At 41.9% G+C, this 16,943-nt stretch carries 20 protein-coding genes; 12 read left to right on the top strand and 8 right to left on the bottom strand.

Annotated features, from left to right (window positions below; translation table 11 throughout):
• Positions 1-4 precede the first annotated feature (4 nt).
• Positions 5-418 carry a universal stress protein gene (locus BM271_RS07410; RefSeq protein ID WP_046789060.1) on the top strand — a complete coding sequence of 138 codons (414 nt, stop codon included), beginning with the start codon at positions 5-7 and terminating at the stop codon, positions 416-418.
• A 40-nt stretch (positions 419-458) separates the two neighbouring features.
• Here the strand turns inward: BM271_RS07410 and BM271_RS07405 are convergent, their stop codons facing one another.
• Positions 459-1,958 carry an NAD(P)H-hydrate dehydratase gene (locus BM271_RS07405; protein ID WP_046789059.1) on the bottom strand — a complete coding sequence of 500 codons (1,500 nt, stop codon included), beginning with the start codon at positions 1,956-1,958 and terminating at the stop codon, positions 459-461.
• A gap of 115 nt (positions 1,959-2,073) precedes the next feature.
• Between BM271_RS07405 and BM271_RS07400 the strand changes: the two genes are divergently transcribed.
• The 4 genes from BM271_RS07400 (at position 2,074) to BM271_RS07385 (ending at position 5,116) form a co-directional block, all read left to right on the top strand.
• Positions 2,074-2,550, top strand: a complete 477-nt coding sequence (locus BM271_RS07400; RefSeq protein ID WP_046789058.1) for an SRPBCC family protein — start codon at positions 2,074-2,076, stop codon at positions 2,548-2,550.
• 105 nt (positions 2,551-2,655) lie between these two features.
• On the top strand, positions 2,656-3,255 hold the full coding sequence (locus tag BM271_RS07395; protein WP_052749796.1) for a TetR/AcrR family transcriptional regulator: 600 nt from the start codon (positions 2,656-2,658) through the stop codon (positions 3,253-3,255).
• Positions 3,256-3,257: 2 nt separating this feature from the next.
• Positions 3,258-3,932 carry a YqeB family protein gene (locus tag BM271_RS07390; RefSeq protein WP_046789057.1) on the top strand — a complete coding sequence of 225 codons (675 nt, stop codon included), beginning with the start codon at positions 3,258-3,260 and terminating at the stop codon, positions 3,930-3,932.
• Between the two features lie 20 nt (positions 3,933-3,952).
• Complete coding sequence (locus BM271_RS07385) at positions 3,953-5,116, top strand: DUF418 domain-containing protein (protein ID WP_046789056.1); 1,164 nt, start codon at positions 3,953-3,955, stop codon at positions 5,114-5,116.
• Between the two features lie 50 nt (positions 5,117-5,166).
• Here BM271_RS07385 and BM271_RS07380 read toward each other — a convergent pair whose 3' ends face one another.
• Both BM271_RS07380 and BM271_RS07375 read right to left on the bottom strand, forming a co-directional pair.
• A complete protein-coding gene (locus BM271_RS07380) occupies positions 5,167-5,472 on the bottom strand; it encodes a monooxygenase (RefSeq protein ID WP_046789055.1) in 306 nt (101 codons plus the stop codon).
• Positions 5,473-5,484: 12 nt separating this feature from the next.
• Positions 5,485-6,414: a DsbA family protein gene (locus BM271_RS07375; RefSeq protein ID WP_046789054.1), complete on the bottom strand. Its 930-nt coding sequence runs from the start codon at positions 6,412-6,414 to the stop codon at positions 5,485-5,487.
• Positions 6,415-6,584: 170 nt separating this feature from the next.
• Between BM271_RS07375 and BM271_RS07370 the strand changes: the two genes are divergently transcribed.
• The 5 genes from BM271_RS07370 to BM271_RS07350 all read left to right on the top strand — a co-directional run bounded on the left by BM271_RS07370 (position 6,585) and on the right by BM271_RS07350 (position 11,089).
• Positions 6,585-7,139: a TetR/AcrR family transcriptional regulator gene (locus BM271_RS07370; protein WP_046789053.1), complete on the top strand. Its 555-nt coding sequence runs from the start codon at positions 6,585-6,587 to the stop codon at positions 7,137-7,139.
• A gap of 727 nt (positions 7,140-7,866) precedes the next feature.
• Entirely contained in the window at positions 7,867-9,480 is a 1,614-nt protein-coding gene (locus BM271_RS07365; RefSeq protein WP_046789052.1) for a BCCT family transporter, read from the top strand.
• Between the two features lie 120 nt (positions 9,481-9,600).
• The gene (locus BM271_RS07360; protein WP_046789051.1) at positions 9,601-10,506 is read left to right on the top strand and encodes an acetamidase/formamidase family protein; all 906 of its coding nucleotides are present in this window, start codon (positions 9,601-9,603) and stop codon (positions 10,504-10,506) included.
• 69 nt (positions 10,507-10,575) lie between these two features.
• Complete coding sequence (locus BM271_RS07355; RefSeq protein WP_046789050.1) at positions 10,576-10,764, top strand: hypothetical protein; 189 nt, start codon at positions 10,576-10,578, stop codon at positions 10,762-10,764.
• 136 nt (positions 10,765-10,900) lie between these two features.
• A complete protein-coding gene (locus tag BM271_RS07350; RefSeq protein ID WP_046789049.1) occupies positions 10,901-11,089 on the top strand; it encodes a hypothetical protein in 189 nt (62 codons plus the stop codon).
• A 191-nt stretch (positions 11,090-11,280) separates the two neighbouring features.
• Here the strand turns inward: BM271_RS07350 and modB are convergent, their stop codons facing one another.
• The 3 genes from modB to BM271_RS07335 all read right to left on the bottom strand — a co-directional run bounded on the left by modB (position 11,281) and on the right by BM271_RS07335 (position 13,435).
• Positions 11,281-11,964, bottom strand: a complete 684-nt coding sequence (gene modB / locus BM271_RS07345) for a molybdate ABC transporter permease subunit (RefSeq protein ID WP_046789048.1) — start codon at positions 11,962-11,964, stop codon at positions 11,281-11,283.
• Positions 11,945-12,733 carry a molybdate ABC transporter substrate-binding protein gene (gene modA, locus BM271_RS07340; RefSeq protein ID WP_046789047.1) on the bottom strand — a complete coding sequence of 263 codons (789 nt, stop codon included), beginning with the start codon at positions 12,731-12,733 and terminating at the stop codon, positions 11,945-11,947. Before modA ends, modB begins: the two co-directional genes overlap by 20 nt.
• 87 nt (positions 12,734-12,820) lie before the next feature.
• Positions 12,821-13,435, bottom strand: coding sequence for a LysE/ArgO family amino acid transporter (locus BM271_RS07335; protein WP_046789046.1), 615 nt, complete (start codon positions 13,433-13,435; stop codon positions 12,821-12,823).
• 125 nt (positions 13,436-13,560) lie between these two features.
• On the opposite strand from BM271_RS07335, the gene BM271_RS07330 reads away from it, so the two are divergent.
• Both BM271_RS07330 and BM271_RS07325 read left to right on the top strand, forming a co-directional pair.
• Positions 13,561-14,979, top strand: a complete 1,419-nt coding sequence (locus tag BM271_RS07330) for an aminotransferase-like domain-containing protein (RefSeq protein WP_046789045.1) — start codon at positions 13,561-13,563, stop codon at positions 14,977-14,979.
• Positions 14,980-15,184: 205 nt separating this feature from the next.
• Positions 15,185-15,748: a hypothetical protein gene (locus BM271_RS07325; RefSeq protein ID WP_046789044.1), complete on the top strand. Its 564-nt coding sequence runs from the start codon at positions 15,185-15,187 to the stop codon at positions 15,746-15,748.
• Between the two features lie 41 nt (positions 15,749-15,789).
• Here the strand turns inward: BM271_RS07325 and BM271_RS07320 are convergent, their stop codons facing one another.
• Complete coding sequence (locus tag BM271_RS07320; protein ID WP_046789043.1) at positions 15,790-16,119, bottom strand: antibiotic biosynthesis monooxygenase; 330 nt, start codon at positions 16,117-16,119, stop codon at positions 15,790-15,792.
• A 149-nt stretch (positions 16,120-16,268) separates the two neighbouring features.
• The gene (locus BM271_RS07315; protein WP_046789042.1) at positions 16,269-16,817 is read right to left on the bottom strand and encodes a tubby C-terminal domain-like protein; all 549 of its coding nucleotides are present in this window, start codon (positions 16,815-16,817) and stop codon (positions 16,269-16,271) included.
• Between the last annotated feature and the right edge of the window lie 126 nt (positions 16,818-16,943).

Raw genomic sequence — 16,943 nt, 5'->3', positions numbered from 1 at the left:
GTATATGTACAAAACACTTCTATTAGCTGCAGACGGATCAGAAAATAGTTTCAGAGCTGCGAAGGAAAGCATGAATTTCATCGATGAAAATACGCACGTTACCATACTCAATGTCATTAATGCTGATGATGTGAAAGACGATGTTTTGCATAACCCGCAATCAGAGAGCATTACGACAAGGAGAAAGGAAAAGCTTTCTGAAATCATCAGTTTCTATGAAAATAACGGCATAACGCATGACGTTATTTTCGAACGCGGCGTTCCAGCTGAAACTGTTGTGAGTGTTACGAATGACGGTGATTTTGAAGCACTTGTCCTCGGTACAAGAGGATTGAATAACTTTCAGGAAATGATGCTTGGCAGTGTCAGCCATAAAGCAGCAAAGCGTGTCAAAACCACTGTGATTATAGTGAAATAATAAAACAAAGGGAGAATGCCATATCTGCATCCTCCCTTTGTTATTGACCGGGCTTTTCATCGTTTAGGTGAAAAGTTGTCTCCAGATGAGCGACGATTCCGGAAGCTGTCATTGACTCGATGGCCACACCTTTTTCAAGAAGGTGATCAGCGGTATGTCCATGCATATAGACCGCACTCGAAACAGCAGCCTGAATATCTCCATATCTGGCGAGGAATGACAGTATCATTCCCGTCAATATGTCCCCGCTTCCTCCTTTCGCAAGCCCCGCATTACCTGAGGCATTGACGAAGCTTTCACCTGCAGGTGTAGCGACTATCGTACATGGTCCTTTAAGTACGACATAAATACCATTCTTATATGCATATTCTTCTGCAATTTCAAACCTATTCTGATTCACTTTTGCAGGAGTTGAATCAATCAATTTTGCCATTTCTCCCGGATGGGGAGTGATGATAAGCGGTGCTTTCCGGGTTCTGACAAGAGACAGTATATCCTGAAAACTATCCAGTCCATCTGCGTCAATCAAGAGGGGACCATCGAAATTATCGATAAGATCAACAACCGTTTCCTGTCCGGCAGAACCCACGCCCATACCCGGTCCAACAGCGACTGCATCTTTTTCTTTGTAGAAGAGCTTCAATTCTTCTTCCCTGTTGAAAAAAGTCACTTCCGGCACATGGGATGCGATGATAGGAATTGCTGCTTTCACAGTGTTCACCGTCGTTAATCCGGCACCACTTTTCACCGCAGCTCCTGCAGACAGCACTGCCGCTCCAGGCATCATTTCACTCCCGGCAATGATACCGACTTTACCATGACTCCCTTTATGGGATGATGATGCGCGTCTCGGCCAATGATTCAGGGTATCTGCAAACGTCCATTCATACCTGCGGCTGTGCAGCACTTCATCCAACACCGTTTTTGGAATGCCGATCTGCATGGTTTCGGTTTTACCATAATGATTACGTGCAGGGTAGAGATAACAGCTCATTTTTGGCTGCTGCAGCATAATCGTGTGATCTGCCTTAAGTGCAAGTTCCGGTACTGCCCCTTCCTCACCCGTCACCCCGCTGGGAAGATCGACGGAAACGACTGCTTTGCCAGAGTCAGCGACGTCTTTCAATATCTTTGAATACGGTTCTCTGAGCTCACCATGCATGCCGGTTCCGAGCATTGCATCCACAATAATGTCTGCATATTCAAGGACACCATTTTTATACGGCTCCCATTCAAATCCGGATTTCTCAAAGATGGTTTTATGGTATTTTGCGTCTCCCCGTATCTTGTTTTCATCCGGTGCTACATACACAGTTACATCATACTCCGCTTCGAGCAGAGTCCGGGCGGTTACAAACCCGTCACCGCCATTATTCCCGCTTCCTATAAGAACGGTGAACTTTCGTCCATGATAGTCTTCCATCAATCTCCCTGCAACAGCACGGCCTGCATTCTCCATAAGAATTCTGCCGTCAAAACCAAGATGATCCATCGTGAACTGCTCTATATTTTTCATTTCCCCACCGGTAACAACTCTCACTTGAGAAACCTCCTGTGCATGTCTATCTTTTGCATTGATTTAAACATTATTGAATAATATATTTATAGTCTTTTCCCGTATTCTTTATTATCAAATCTTTTTTAGGAGGAAGAATATGAAAGCTGTATACAGTAAAGACAAACAAGCTGCCTACCAGACGCTGGCGATAGAAATTGAAGCCGCTCCCAAGGAGATATTTTATTATTTGGGTACAACAGAGGGCATCACACAGTGGTTCCCCGAACTCGCTTTTACAAAAGAGGAGAATAATCATAAACTCATATTTGATCTCGGCGATGGCGATTATGAAGAAATGGAAGTACAGGAGTATCACGAACCGAATGTCATCGGCTTTACCTGGGATATCGGATATGTACGGATGGTCCTCGAAGAGTCCGGAGAAAACACCATGCTTACATTTGAGGAAAGGCTGCCTTTTGAATTTGAAACCATTGCCCGGGACTTTACCGGCTGGCAATTCCAGGTGAAGAATATAAAACATATTTCTGAAACCGGAGAAGCGAAAGATATGGATGCTGTGGATTTCAGAGAAGAAGAAGCGAAAGTTGATGCTGAATTGAATTTAAACTGAATTTTACTGACGATATGATTTTTCATATCGTTTTTTTATGTCGCCTTGCAATAATTTGAATAGTCGTTTAAAATATTAAATATACATTCAAGAAAGAGGGAAGAAATGTCTTTCATACATGAACAGAGGAAAGAACAGATTATCAGATCATGCATCGAAGAACTGGCAGAATCCGGATTTAAAAATCTCACCTTCAAAAACATTGCAGAACGCGCAAAAATCAATCCCAGCCTTGTATCCTACCATTTCAAATCAAAAAACATATTATTGTTTGCTTTGTTGGATTATATTTTCACTCATAAAGTGCATTATGTCGAAGATGCTATATCGTCCGGAAAACCGGCTATGGAGAGGATTGAAGAGTATATCGATGTCTCACTGGAGCATCAGAGGAGTTACCGATCTCTGAACATTGCTCTGATAGAGATCATCTTCAATGCAAGAACCGAAGACAACAGGGCGTTTTACCTCCTGGAGGATGATGAACCTGACGATCTGTACAAGATTCTCATATCTATCATTGAGGAAGGCATCGAGAAAAAACAGTTCAACCCGGATATAGATATCAGAATATTGACGAGGATTATAAATGGTGCCATAGACGAGATGATCCTTGCGCCTGAAAACAGTTCAGAAAGCAAAGAATATGGCAAAGTGCTTTTTTCAATGGCAAAGCAATATTTAAATACTGAGGGGGAAAAGTAAGTTTGAGTAACGAAAAATTAGGATTGAATACTATCGAAAAGACGCTTGTAGTGGCAATTCCCATCATATTATCAATCGTCTCTTATTTCCTTCCTTCACTTCTGCTGCTGATTCAAGAAATTCCATTTTTATCGGATAATCAACTGGTCAATTTCATCACAGGACTAGAAAGCGCCTGGATACGATGGGTACTTGCCGGCATCGGATTCATTGCAGGCATCCTTCTTTCCCTTTATATATACACTGAAATCCTGAAAATCGAAGTGTATCGTGATTACATCCTGATAGATATCTTTGATAAGAAAACAAAAATATTGAAATCCGATATCGAAAGTATCTTTAAAGAGAAGAAAAAATTAGTAATTATAGACATCAACGGACTCGAGTTCTTGAGAGAAAACACTGATTACTCACCTGGACGACTTAAAGATGTTTTCCAAAAATATCATTATCCATGGGTAAAAAATGATCCTCATTCAGGAGAATTTTTTGAGTGGTCCACAGACCACACGGATTTGAATGAAAGGGCAAATGACATTCTTTACAATAGACGCCAGGCCATGCGGGCGGATGAAGAAAAGACAGTCAAAAATCTCAGACAGGACCTGATGGAGATCGGCATAGTAGTCAAGGACAAAGGTGACAGACAATATGTCCGTATTACCGACAGACAATAATTTATTTCGGGAGTTTTAAAATGACTGAACTATCTGGAGGACAAAAGACTCAACAGCGGCGGGCACTTTCATTGGATCTGGCAAGAGGTTCTATGCTGTTTCTGATTATAACGGCACATGTGCCGTTATTCTTATACGCAATGGAGCCCGGAGTAATTACAAAAGCTGCCCCCGGTAATGTGATGGATGAAGTGATAAACTTTCTGATGGAGATCATGGTGGATAACAGAGCAAGGCCGCTTTTTGCCATCTTGTTCGGCTACGGACTTGTGATGATATACCGCAAGCAGTCAATACGGAAAGGTGAAAATGAAGCAAAACGCATCATCAGAAGACGGTGCTGGTATCTCATATTATTCGGTGCTGTTCTCGCCGGTGTCGCCGGAGGACAGGATATTCTGATGACTTACGGAATCGCAGGGCTGATACTCTCAGGAAGTCTCAGGAAATCCAATAGAAAGATTATAAAACGTATAATAATTTCGACGGTCGTCTGTTTAATCTACCTGCCGGTATTGTGGGGGGGAGTCCTGCTCGGTATTGGGGATTACGGGTTGCCAATAGCATACACGGGAAATGAAACATATTTCGGCAATCTGATCGGGCAGCTCATTTCAATCCCAGTCGTACCATTATTCACCCATCTTTTCTTCCCAATCATCCCCTCGGTTTACATGGGGATATGGATGGGAAATAAAGAGCTTCTGATTAGACCGCACGAGCACGTCAGCTTGTTGAAACGTCTTACTGTATGGGGGCTCACAATATCGATACTCGGAGCAATACCGCTTGTCCTTATCAATGACATCTGGTTCCCGGAGTTATTCCCTGCAGGAATAGTGTACGGAGTACACATGATGTCAGGCCTGTTTGCAGGTATCGGCTATGCCGGATTGTTTGGACTGATGGGAATCGTGGTTCAGCATCGCGGGACAGTCGTAGATGCCATTGCTGCGATGGGAAAACGTTCTTTAACATTCTTCATCATGCATGAATGTCTGATTGTCATAACAATGTCTCCGGCCTTCTTCAATTTAGGCGCCCATCTCAATGTATCGACCGCTGCCATACTCGCCGCAGTGATTTGGACCGTCACGCTGGCTGTTGCATATCTCATGGAAAAAAAGCATATGGCGGGTCCTTTGGAAAAGTTGATGAGAAATCTGACCTATAAGCCTCAATAATAAATAGCAAGAGGCTGGGATTTTAAATTCCAGCCTCTTGTGTTTCCAGCCTAAATTGCCGGCCCGTTGGTAATCCTTGTCAATTCATCATTGGTTGTAAAGATTTTGGCATTTACATCATCAATACCGAAACCTTTAAGTCTTTCTGAATGCATGTCCAGATATTTTTGCGCATTTTCCTTCGTATCGAATAAATAAATCCCGCCTGCTTCTTTGGACTTTGCGTCTTCTGTCCAGATCTTCCATTTAAATCCCTGCTCATCATTTATACTCTCTGCAAGCTCTTTAAATTGTGCCGCCATTTCCAGACCGAATGGTCCATCCATCTTAAAATCCAACTGAAGTACAACAGACATAAGACATCCTCCTTATTTCAAAGTAATATAAAGTTCTCCCAATGCTTCTTTCTGATCAAATTTTTCTTCATCCAGCTCACTTTTGATGAATGCTTGAACTTCGGATTTCTCCAATCCATAAAGCTCCTCGATTTCTTTGGAGAAAATCACTTTCTTTTTCTCCAGCACATCAGAAAGCGCAGGAGCTGCGGTGGGTCCCACTTTTTCTTCCAAAATTCTTTCCAGACCATCAACATAAGTTTCAAGAGGGCGAGAACCAACAATTTTAGCACCCTGGTTTTCTTCATTCACCAGAACGATTGTCGGGAACCCTCTGGCTCCAAGACTGCCTGCAAGACTGAAATCTTCATCCAGCAGATTTTGTGCTCCAGCTGATTTTTCAACGATTGATTCACCCTGAAGCCCAAGAGCGTTTACAATCGCCACTAACACCTCATCCCTCGAGATATTTTTATTGAAGACGAATACCGCCTCTCTTGTACGTCGCAGATATTCTGTTGCCAGTGCGTCTCCATGCTGCTTCTGGATTATCTTATATACTCTTGACGCAGGGAAAGAAGACTGTACAGGGTCATCGATCATGACGCTCCCATCAATCGGCATTCTGGAGTGCTCTCCTACCTCCCTCCAATGTGGAGCAACATCTGCAGGCTTATAAATACCGTTTGCCGGATCTATCGGCCCGTCATGCCATTCTTCCAACAAGCCTCCCATTACTTTATTGACGTTCACGTAGTCGCCGTAGAGTTCCATGAACTTATTGAATACCGGCTCGATTGCCCAGCAGTGTGAACACATCGGATCGGTCACATAATAAAGATCCACCTTCTTTTGGGGTTTGTTAAAATCTATCATTTCAAGCATACTGTTATCTGAACTCTCATCAGCCGGACCGCAGATGCCTGTTTCCATATCGCAGACCATATTCTTATTATCGTTCATATATATTTTCCTCCTCATTGTTTTTCTTATTGATTTAATAGTAAGACACCAGACAGACAATTAATACCAATAGATCTCCGGATATGTCGTGTATACGACAGATTGGAAAATGTGTTGTAAAATCAAAGTTATATATAAATCGGGTAATACTGACTGGAAGGAGAGATTGTATGGCCGAAGAAAGGCTCGATCCCCGCGTGATGCGGACAAGAAAACTTATTATGGACGCCTTCATATCGCTGTCAGAAGAAAAAGAATTCAAAAATATTACCGTTAAAGATATTACAGAAAAAGCACTCATAAACAGGGCAACTTTCTATTACCATTTTGAGGACATATACGATCTTCTCGAAAAAGCATTGTCCGAAGTTCTTATGGTAAATCTCGGGAGGAAAACATACGAAGGCCGCAGTTTGGAGAAAGATGACGTTGCCGATATCTTTCTCGCCGTTACAAATTTCCAGGAGGCTTTAGCCAGCAGATGTCACCGGGGATATGAAGATACAATTGCAAGGATCATAAGGGATCAGATTGAGGTCATCATATACAACATGCTGATCAACCAGCAAGAGGAAAAAGACGGAGAACTCAGGACTGTTGCAGTCATGCTCAGTTGGGCAGTATACGGAGCTTCTGAAGAGTGGAAAAGGAACTCCCGAGAAACCGATCCGAAAGCATTTATCAAAAAAGTGATCCCCCATCTGGTCTCAAGCGTTAGAATTTAAGCTGTTATAACGACGGGGGATTCTTTTAAATAACGCCATGCGATATTGCGAAACCCTTTAAAAACAAGACTTATACAGAATTATATAACGCCAATATACCGGTGATGTCATAATTTTAATAACGGTTGCTCAATTCCCTGAACTCTTGTTGAATCAGAAGCATCCAGACACGGATTATAAAATTCAATATCGAGCGGTTTCGACACAAAAAAAGAGCGACCACATCAGGTCACTCGTGCGAGCTCAGATAATTTGAAAGTGCGTCCGATAGTCCATTTACTGATACTATAAAAACCGGTGGAATGATAAAAATCAACGATATAGCACCAAGAATAGGAACTAGAAAGATCAGTGCAAGTATTGCTCCGAAAATTATTAAAATTGAAGTGCTTTTACTCATTACTGCCTCCCGCATTGCTCATGTAAATCGCTTTGCTATAATTACTATCCAACATAATGTATCATAAATAAAGGATTATATCACGGTAATATGCGCCTTTTAAATTAATAACGGTATGCAATACTCATTAAACCCTTACATGTCAATCTTTATAAATAATTTACAACACAATAATAACGCTTCATTTTTGACTCTCAAAACTTTAATTTGAAAAACTAAATTGCGCTTAATATGTAAATTTGTTATCCTCTATAGGTTATTCATTTATAAGTTTATAAAAATAATAGGATATTATTAAATATTCTATAAATATTAAGGAGCAGATTAATGAAGGATTCTTCAAATCCCAGCGACAGAAAATTATCAAAAGTATTTATCTATTCGGTAATGATTGTCGCATTGCTTGTAGTTATCGGCGCAATCAATCCAGAGCAGTTCGGAGCGGTTGCAGGTTCCATATCAAACTGGGTAAGTAATTATTTCGGCTGGTATTACATGATCATCACTTCCGGAATGGTATTCTTTTGTATTTTCCTGGTTTTCAGTCCCATCGGTAAATTAAAACTGGGAAAGCCCCATCATAAACCTGAGTTCAGCACCCGTTCATGGCTGACTATGCTGTTTAGTGCCGGCATGGGCATCGGGGTTGTATTCTACAGTACTTCCGAACCTATTTCACACTTTATTGCACCGGCAACTGCCGATCCCGAAACAGAGGAAGCGATTCTCGAGTCCATCAGGGCAACCATATTCCACTGGGGTGCGCATGCATGGGGAATGTACGGCGCCGTGGCACTGGCTCTTGCATATTCCCAATTCAGAAAAGGAGAGACGGGATTACTTTCTAAAACCCTCCGTCCAATACTGGGAAATAAAGTCGATGGGCCAATTGGCATCCTTGTCGATGTCCTCACCGTATTCGCAACAGTCATCGGTGTTGCCGTATCACTTGGTGTAGGTACAACACAGATTAACGGAGGATTGAATTATTTATTCGGCATTCCCATCAATCTGACAATGCAGGGTGTCATCATCGCACTTGTCACTGTACTATTTCTTGCCAGTGCCTGGAGTGGCCTGAGCAAAGGGATTAAATACCTGAGTAATTTAAACATGGTATTGGCATCAATACTGCTTCTGACTGTTTTAATATTAGGGCCGACAATGCTGATCTTAAACATGCTGCCGACTGCAGCAGGGGATTACCTTAATACATTCGTGGCAAATACGTTAGATGCTGCACCTTTGAACGAAAGTAAAAATGACTGGCTGCAGTCATGGACAATCTACTACTGGGCATGGTGGCTGAGCTGGAGTCCTTTCGTGGGAATCTTCATTGCCCGCGTTTCCAGAGGACGCACAGTCCGTGAGTTTGTCATGGCCCTGCTTATCGTACCGACAACCATCGGCATCATCTGGTTCACCGTGTTCGGTGTAACTGGTATAGAGATGGCTGACCGTGTACCGGAAATATTGAATTTCGGACCAGAGACGCAACTGTTTGCCATATTTAATGAAATGCCGTTGAGCGTGCCGCTTTCGATTCTAGCGATCATACTGGTCTCTTCATTCTTCATCACGTCAGCAGACTCGGCTACATTCGTACTGGGTATGCAGACTTCAAATGGATCATTGCATCCACCTGCAAGAATCAAAATAGTATGGGGCGTCGCTCTGTCTTCCATCGCTTATATCCTGCTCCTTTCCGGAGGAGAAACAGGTCTGGAAGCACTTCAGTCCGCCGCCATCATAGCAGCCCTGCCGTTCAGCTTCGTCATCATCCTTATGATGATTTCATTCTACAAGGATGCGAACGAAGAAAGAAAATATCTTGGACTCACAATCACTCCAAATAAGCACCGCATGAAAGAGTATCTCGATAAAGAGGAGAAGGAGTACAGGGAACAAAAAGAAGCAGGCATAGACGAAAAAGATCTATGATCAGCACTCCCCGCATCAGAACTCAAATGTTCTGATGCTTTTTTATCAGCTATTTTAATTGCACTTTTTGCAGTTATACCTAACAATTGAGAGAATAATAAATGTTTGGAAGGTGTTAACATGTTCCATGAACTAAGCAAAGACAACTACTTCTATGCCATGTCAAAAAACAACGAACCAAAACTGAAAGTGAATCCGGGAGATACTGTAAAAATCGACTCTCATGATTGCTTTACAGGACAGATCCATTCTGAAGAAAACGCATTTGACGGATTTTCCTGGGATAAGATCAATCCCGCTTCCGGACCAGTGTATGTAAATGGTATGAAGCCGGGGGACGTTCTCAAAGTGACAATAGAAAAAATCGATATCGGCGATACCGGAGTCATGGTAACCGGTCCCGAGATGGGTGTCATGGGTAACAGACTCAAAGATATGGATGTCAGGATATACGATGTGAATAACGATAAAGGCACTGTTGATTTTGGCGGGCTTGAAATCCCCATCAATAAAATGATCGGTGTCATCGGAGTTGCACCGCCCAATGCCGATATCAATAATGGCACTCCCGATACACACGGAGGAAATATGGACTCTGTAAAAGTGGCAGAGGGGGCTGTGCTTTATCTTCCTGTATATCATGAAGGCGCTCTATTCGGCCTCGGGGATGTACACGCAGCCATGGCCGATGGAGAAATCAGCGTCTCAGGCCTGGAAGTGGAGGCAGAAGTCACAGTAAAACTCGAAAAAGCCGAAACACTCAAAACATATCATCCAGTAATTACAGATAAAGATGGTGTCTACATGATGGTTTCGGACAAAGACCTGAATCTTGCCGTCGATCAGTCAGTGCATAAAATGATAGATCTCCTCCAGCCACAAACTGGTTTATCATTATCAGAAATGACGATGCTCATGAGCCTTGTCGGGCAGACACAGATCAATCAAGTTGTCGATCCGAAGAAAACAGCACGCTTCTTCGTTCCAGGATATATTCTGAATCACTACAACATTGAATTGAAATAACACAGGATTGGATTGCATATGGTTGTTGTGAGACAATTAACGTAAATTAATTTTCCGGGAGAACAAAAAATGAAAGTAACTATAGTGATCATACTGATGCTGACAGCAGGGTTGCTGCCTTTGGCAGTCAATTTCATGCCGGCTATACCGGACAGCTATTCCACAGGGGCATGGCTCGGCACAATCATATTGTTATTCATTGCAGCTATCGTACTCGACAGACATAAGCGTCAAAAAGAGAAAAACATAAAGCCTTAAAGACAGGGTTGCTGTTATATGAATAAAAGAACTCTGCTGAATCTGACAGCCTGCATACTGCCGTTACTGACGGCTGACCTGCCCAAGACAGAATAAGTCTACAATGACAGTATAATTTTATGGAGGAGACTTCATTATGGCAAAATGTACAAACTGCGGGAGCGAATGGACATTTAAAGATAAAATGAAAAAGTCGGCCGCCTTTTCTCAAGCAATGTCCTGCCCTTATTGTGGAGCGGACCAATTTTTTTCCGAAATCCAGAAAGAGAAGCGTTTGGATTACTTTTACAATGATTCTGGCCTTCTTTATTCCAACTTTTTTTGACACTCCATGGCAGGTTCACATTCCAATAATTATAATTGCATTAATCCTGAGTATAACTTTCCAGATTCATGCCGTTGAACTGCATGACAAGGAAGAATACCCATTTTAAAGATGATTATTTAAAAAATCATTATTGGAAGAACTTACTTGTATAAATTATAAAACGGTATTCCAGCACCGGAATACCGTTTTCATGAATTTGCCTTTACTCTTATAAACATCAGCATCAGGAAGGATATCACAACGATTGTGATGACCCAGGCCCATGCGAGTGCCATATTGCCTGATTGTAACGCCGTATATATCGCTGTCGGCATCGTCTGTGTACGGCCGGGGATGTTCCCTGCAATCATGAGCGTGGCACCGAACTCACCGATTGCACGTGCGAAACTGAGCAGTGCTCCTGTAATCAGGGCGGTACCTGACAGGGGAAGGGTTACTCTTAAAAAAGTCTGCAGACTGTTTGCACCGTCTACTCTGGCTGCATTTTCAATATCTTCATCCACATTTAAAAAACCTGCTTTTGCCGACTGGTACATCAATGGAAAAGCAACGACCGTACTTGCGATGACTGCTGAATACCAAGTGAACATGATGGAGTCTGTAAACAACTGTTGATAAAGATCACCGATGAAGCTGTTATTCCCGAATATTATTATGAGCAGAAAACCTACTACAGTAGGGGGAAGTACCAATGGCAGCATCAATATCGTTTCTACCAGAATCTTACCCCTGAATATGGCTCTCGCCATGAAATGTGCAGCAAGGACCGCGAGTACAAAGACAATGATAAGAGCAATGAGCGCGACTCTTAATGATAACAGGACCGGAGTCAAAAATTGTTCCACTGTTAGATTACTGAATAACAAAACCATAATTTTTAAATACCTCTAATGCTTCCTCAGATTGAATAAATTCATAAAACTCCTGTGCTGTTTCAGGATTTTTTGAATCATTGATCAGCCCAATCGGGTAAACAATCGGATCATGGGCGTCACTCGGCGCTGTATCTGCAATTTCTACTTCATCGCTCGTTTTAGCATCTGTTCTATAAACCAGACCCGCATCTACATTTCCCGTTTCTACATAGGTCAACACTGCCCGGACGTCTTCAGTATATACAAGCTTGTCTTCCAGTGCTTCCAACATTCCCAAGGATTCAAAAGTTTCCACACTATAAGCACCTGCCGGAACAGATTCAGGCGTACCAACAGCAATCTGTTCCGCTTCATTTAAATCAGCAAATGAAGATACCGTATCATTCTCTTCCGGTGTCACCAATACGAGTTCATTTGCCAGAAACTCTATTGCATTTTTATTGTCTATCCGGCCCTCATCAACAACTGTCCGAAAATGCTCTTCTGAAGCCGAGAAGAATATATCAGCCGGTGCACCTTGTATTATCTGCTGCTGTAAAGCGCCCGAGCCCCCGAAGTTATAGTCCACCTGGACTTCCGGATGTTTTTCCGTAAAAATTTTGGCAATGTCATTCATTGCATCTGTTAAGCTGGCCGCAGCGGAAACTGTAATTGTACCTTCAAGTGCTTCTGCATCTCCAGATTCATCCGCTGATTCACTGTTATCACAAGCTGAGACAAAAAGTATGAACACTGCCAACAGACCAAAAATCCTCTTTGCTGCCATTTTGTTTCCTTCTTTCTAAACTTGTTTCCCCCATCTTCATTGTAACAATATTTTCAATTAATCAGGTCTCAACTTATTGAACGTATTTTATCCATTATATAACTGCAGCCCCAGGTAAACCGCAACACCCCAAATGATGATTGCAGAAATTTTGTTAATGGTTTTTAAAAGCTTCCCTTCCGTATCAAAGTTCCCTATGACTCTTCCAGCAATCGCAAGACCGATGAACCAGAGACACGATACGATAATGCAGGAAGCAGTGAAGATGATTTTTTCATTACCTTCATAGCTTAAAGAACTCGTTCCTATCACTCCGATTGTATCCAAAATTGCATGAGGATTAAGAAGGGAAACGGACATCGCAAATATGATTTGCTTTTTAACTGACATTGCCGCTTCTTTCCTGTTTAGACCGGCCGGGTCACTGTTCCAGATTGACCACCCCATATAAATCAGGAAAATTATGCCGACAGAAAAAATGACTGTCTGTAAAATGGGAGCGGTGAGGACGATTACTGAAACGCCCAGGACTGCGAGCAGGATAAGCAGGCCGTCGCAAAGGGAAGCTGTAATGATTACCGGAACAGCGCCTCTGAACTTTGGCTGGGAGGCGCCCTGGTTAAATACAAATACGTTTTGGGCGCCGAGCGGGAGTATCAATCCGAATGCCAAAATGATGCCATGAATAAGTGCTGTAATCATAATTTATTACTCCTTTAGAAAACTTTTTTCTGATAATGATTTCATTACATAGTTTACTATGATAAAACTAAAAGAAAACAACCAATTGGATGGTTTTGCGCCCATCCAATTAAGGAGCTGTAAAAATGTCCTGGAAACCGAACCGATCCTCCCATTTGACAATGCAGGAACAGATAATAGACTGGGTTAAAAGCCGGATAGATAAAGGGGAGTGGACAGTCGGAACTAAACTCCCTCCGCAACGCAGTCTTGCTTCTCAATTTAATGTCAATCGCAGTACTGTCCAACTGGCATTGGATGAACTGAAAGCAAGCGGCCTATTACACACCAGAGCAGGTTCAGGTGTATTTGTCGCAAATAATTCTTGGAACATACTATTAAATAATAACCAGCCAAATTGGCATCGTCATATAGAATCAGGCATTCATAAACCAAACTACCATACGATACAGCTGATCAACGAGTATGAGCAGCAGGAAGGTATCATACGGCTCGGCACAGGCGAACTGTCACCGGACTTACTCCCCACAGAACAAATAAAGGACTCATTAAGTGAAATTCAGCTCGAATCCAGAGCAATCGGATATTCCTCACCGCTTGGAAATGAGAAACTGAGAAACGTATTGTGCACTTACTTGAAGAAAAGGGATATCCATACAGAACCGGATAATATTTTGATTGTTTCCGGCGCATTGCAGGCACTGCAGCTCATTTCGTTTGGTCTGCTGGAGCAGGGTTCCGTCGTGTTTCAGGAGGAACCGTCCTATTTAAATTCAATCCATCCGTTCCAATCCAGCGGCATGCGCGTCACTTCCATCACAAAAGAGTTGAAACTGAAAGAGATTCTGAAAGAGCAAAAAAGAAACAGGCAATCCTTATATTATGCAGTACCAACACTGCATAATCCAACCGGCCGCAATTGGACACTTGAAGAGAAGGAAAGGTTATATGATGTATGCAAGGAACTGCAAATACCAATTATAGAAGATGATGTTTATCACGAACTGCTGTTTGAGGAAACTTATCCTGCGATGAAATCATTTGATACTTCCGGCCAGGTGCTTTACCTGGGCAGTGTATCGAAAACATTAAGCCCGGGTCTCCGCATTGGATGGGTGGTGGCGCCGACTCCAGTCATCCACCATCTGGCTGATATAAAGATGCAGACCGATTACGGCTCCAGCGCTTTTTCCCAGGAAATCGTCGCCCACTGGATCAGTTCAGGTATGTATGAAGAACATGTCAGCAAACTGAGAGCACGACTGAAGGAAAGAGCGGCATTTACAGAAGCCATACTGGAAGAACAATTCAAAGATACCGCAACATGGGAAAAATCAGAAGGCGGTTTTTATATATGGCTCAGATTCAATGAACCTGTAGTGAACAAAGCCCTTTTCCTGAATCTGATCAACAGAAAAGTACTGATCAACCCCGGCTACATATACATGCCTTCTGACTTGCACCACATCCGATTATCCTATGCATATGCTTCATTAAAAGATTTAAAAGAAGCACTCGGCATACTAAAGGAATTGATTTCGTGATTTATAGAATGTACTTGAGAACATTCTTTGTAACATTAAGTACGGCCGTGTTGACCATAATCTTGGCACCTGCTGTTTATATACTGGTAGGGATGCATATTTCCGACCTTATCACTGCATTGATCACGGGGACCATAATCCTTCTGGCTTCAGGATTATTGTTCTATTCAAAATTACCAAGGCAAATGACCGTGGCAGTAATCCGTTGGATTATAAAGAAATCGACACTGTCATTTTCAAAAATGATATATGGTTTTTCAAGCGCTTTATGATTTTCGATGAGTTGGGAAGATACATCGGTATGGCAACAATGGACGTGCGCGATTTGAGATCATTCCTGTATACTTTTATAGGTGCGCTTAACATCATTGTTCCAATTGATTATTTGGTCACCGATCATCAAGGCAGCCTGATATGCAGATTCCGGAGGGAGGGCCTCAGAAGCGCTATTATTAACATATATGACCAATACGATAATCATATTGGCAAGGTTGAATTCGATGAACTGAAGATACTGTTGAAATTCAAGGGGAAAGTTCTTACTGAAGAAAATACATATAATATTTCTTCCGAATTATTATTTGAAGATGTAGAAGCACATGGAATCATGAATCTATCTTCCTTCAATAATTCGATTGAATACCATAATATTTTCAGAAGTATGTACAATGAAGTCGCTTCGTTTAACCAACCGATTAATACCGAAAGCGGGAAAACAGCCATGGCATTGATGACACTGATTAAATATATAAGGAAAATCAACTCGTAAAAATAAGGCGTCACTCCCCTGGTCTGGAGTGACGCCTTATTTTATTCAGCCGGATGATGCTGGACGTGAACCTCGTAAGTAGTCAGTTCTGTACCCAGAATCGGGCTCTCAGCCTTATCTTCTTTCGGATTGTTTTGAGCTGCATGGGCTTTTTTTGTAGCCCTGCTTTCTCTCCATGCTTCAAAAGAGGCGTGATCTTCCCACGTAGTGCAAACCTGGATTTCATCAAATTCTTCAGTATTTTCTTTAATGAGCACTTCCATCAGCACAAAGCCGTCAAATGTATGAACCGCTTTTGCTTTGTTGAACTTATCAGCCACTTCATCCACTGTACCTTTTTTGAGGCGTATCGTGTTTACTGCTTTAATCATGTTACATCCTCCTGCGTTATAATTTTTCTTTACACTATAATCATAGAGAAAAAATGCGTCTTAATCCATGTACGCAATTTGTAGAATATGTGAAGATTCTGTTTTAACTTCAAAATAGAGCATGCATAAGACAGTTTTAATGGGCTGGTTTAATTCGACTTTTTCCTCAGGTGCTCCTGATATTCATAGAATACCTGGAACAGAAGAATCAGCAGTGCCGAATCATATTTGTTATCCAGAATTTCTATGTCGTGTCTCGAAGCCAGTTTGAAATATTCGGATTTTGTCTTCATGATTTCTTTTCCATTCCGGTTTGTGACTGTGACTGCACGTGAAAAGAATCCGGATTCAAAATGAAGGGATTCCCCTCCAGCTCCTTCAAAGACCATTTTAGGTTTGAACGCCATCTTAGTCGTAAATTCACCGATTGCCGCACCATCTTTTATCACTTCCCAGACGGTCCTGAAAGGTGTCTTGAATTTCCCTTCGAATGATTTTTCCTGTTTTGTAGAATAATTGAATTCTCCGCCCTCAATTTGGAAATTATGTTTCTGCCGTCCTAAATGAGCAAATGTTTTCTGTCTGGAAGAAGTATAGAACAGGCTGAGAGAATACCTTGGATTGTCTCTGTCATCGTATACTTCTATCACTTTTGTTGAAGAATCGAAAAAGTTTTCCCTGTAATGAAAATTCATCATAACAATCTCTCCTATAATATTCTTTTGTATATATAAAATACTTCTAATACTACAGCCTTGTACAGGAAGGTACAATGTCTATGATAGAATAATCATGGATTCAGTAATAATTCTTATACTACAAAA

This window comes from Salinicoccus halodurans, from assembly GCF_900114445.1.
Lineage (GTDB): Bacteria > Bacillota > Bacilli > Staphylococcales > Salinicoccaceae > Salinicoccus > Salinicoccus halodurans.
This window is presented reverse-complemented; position numbering and strand designations above follow the sequence as displayed.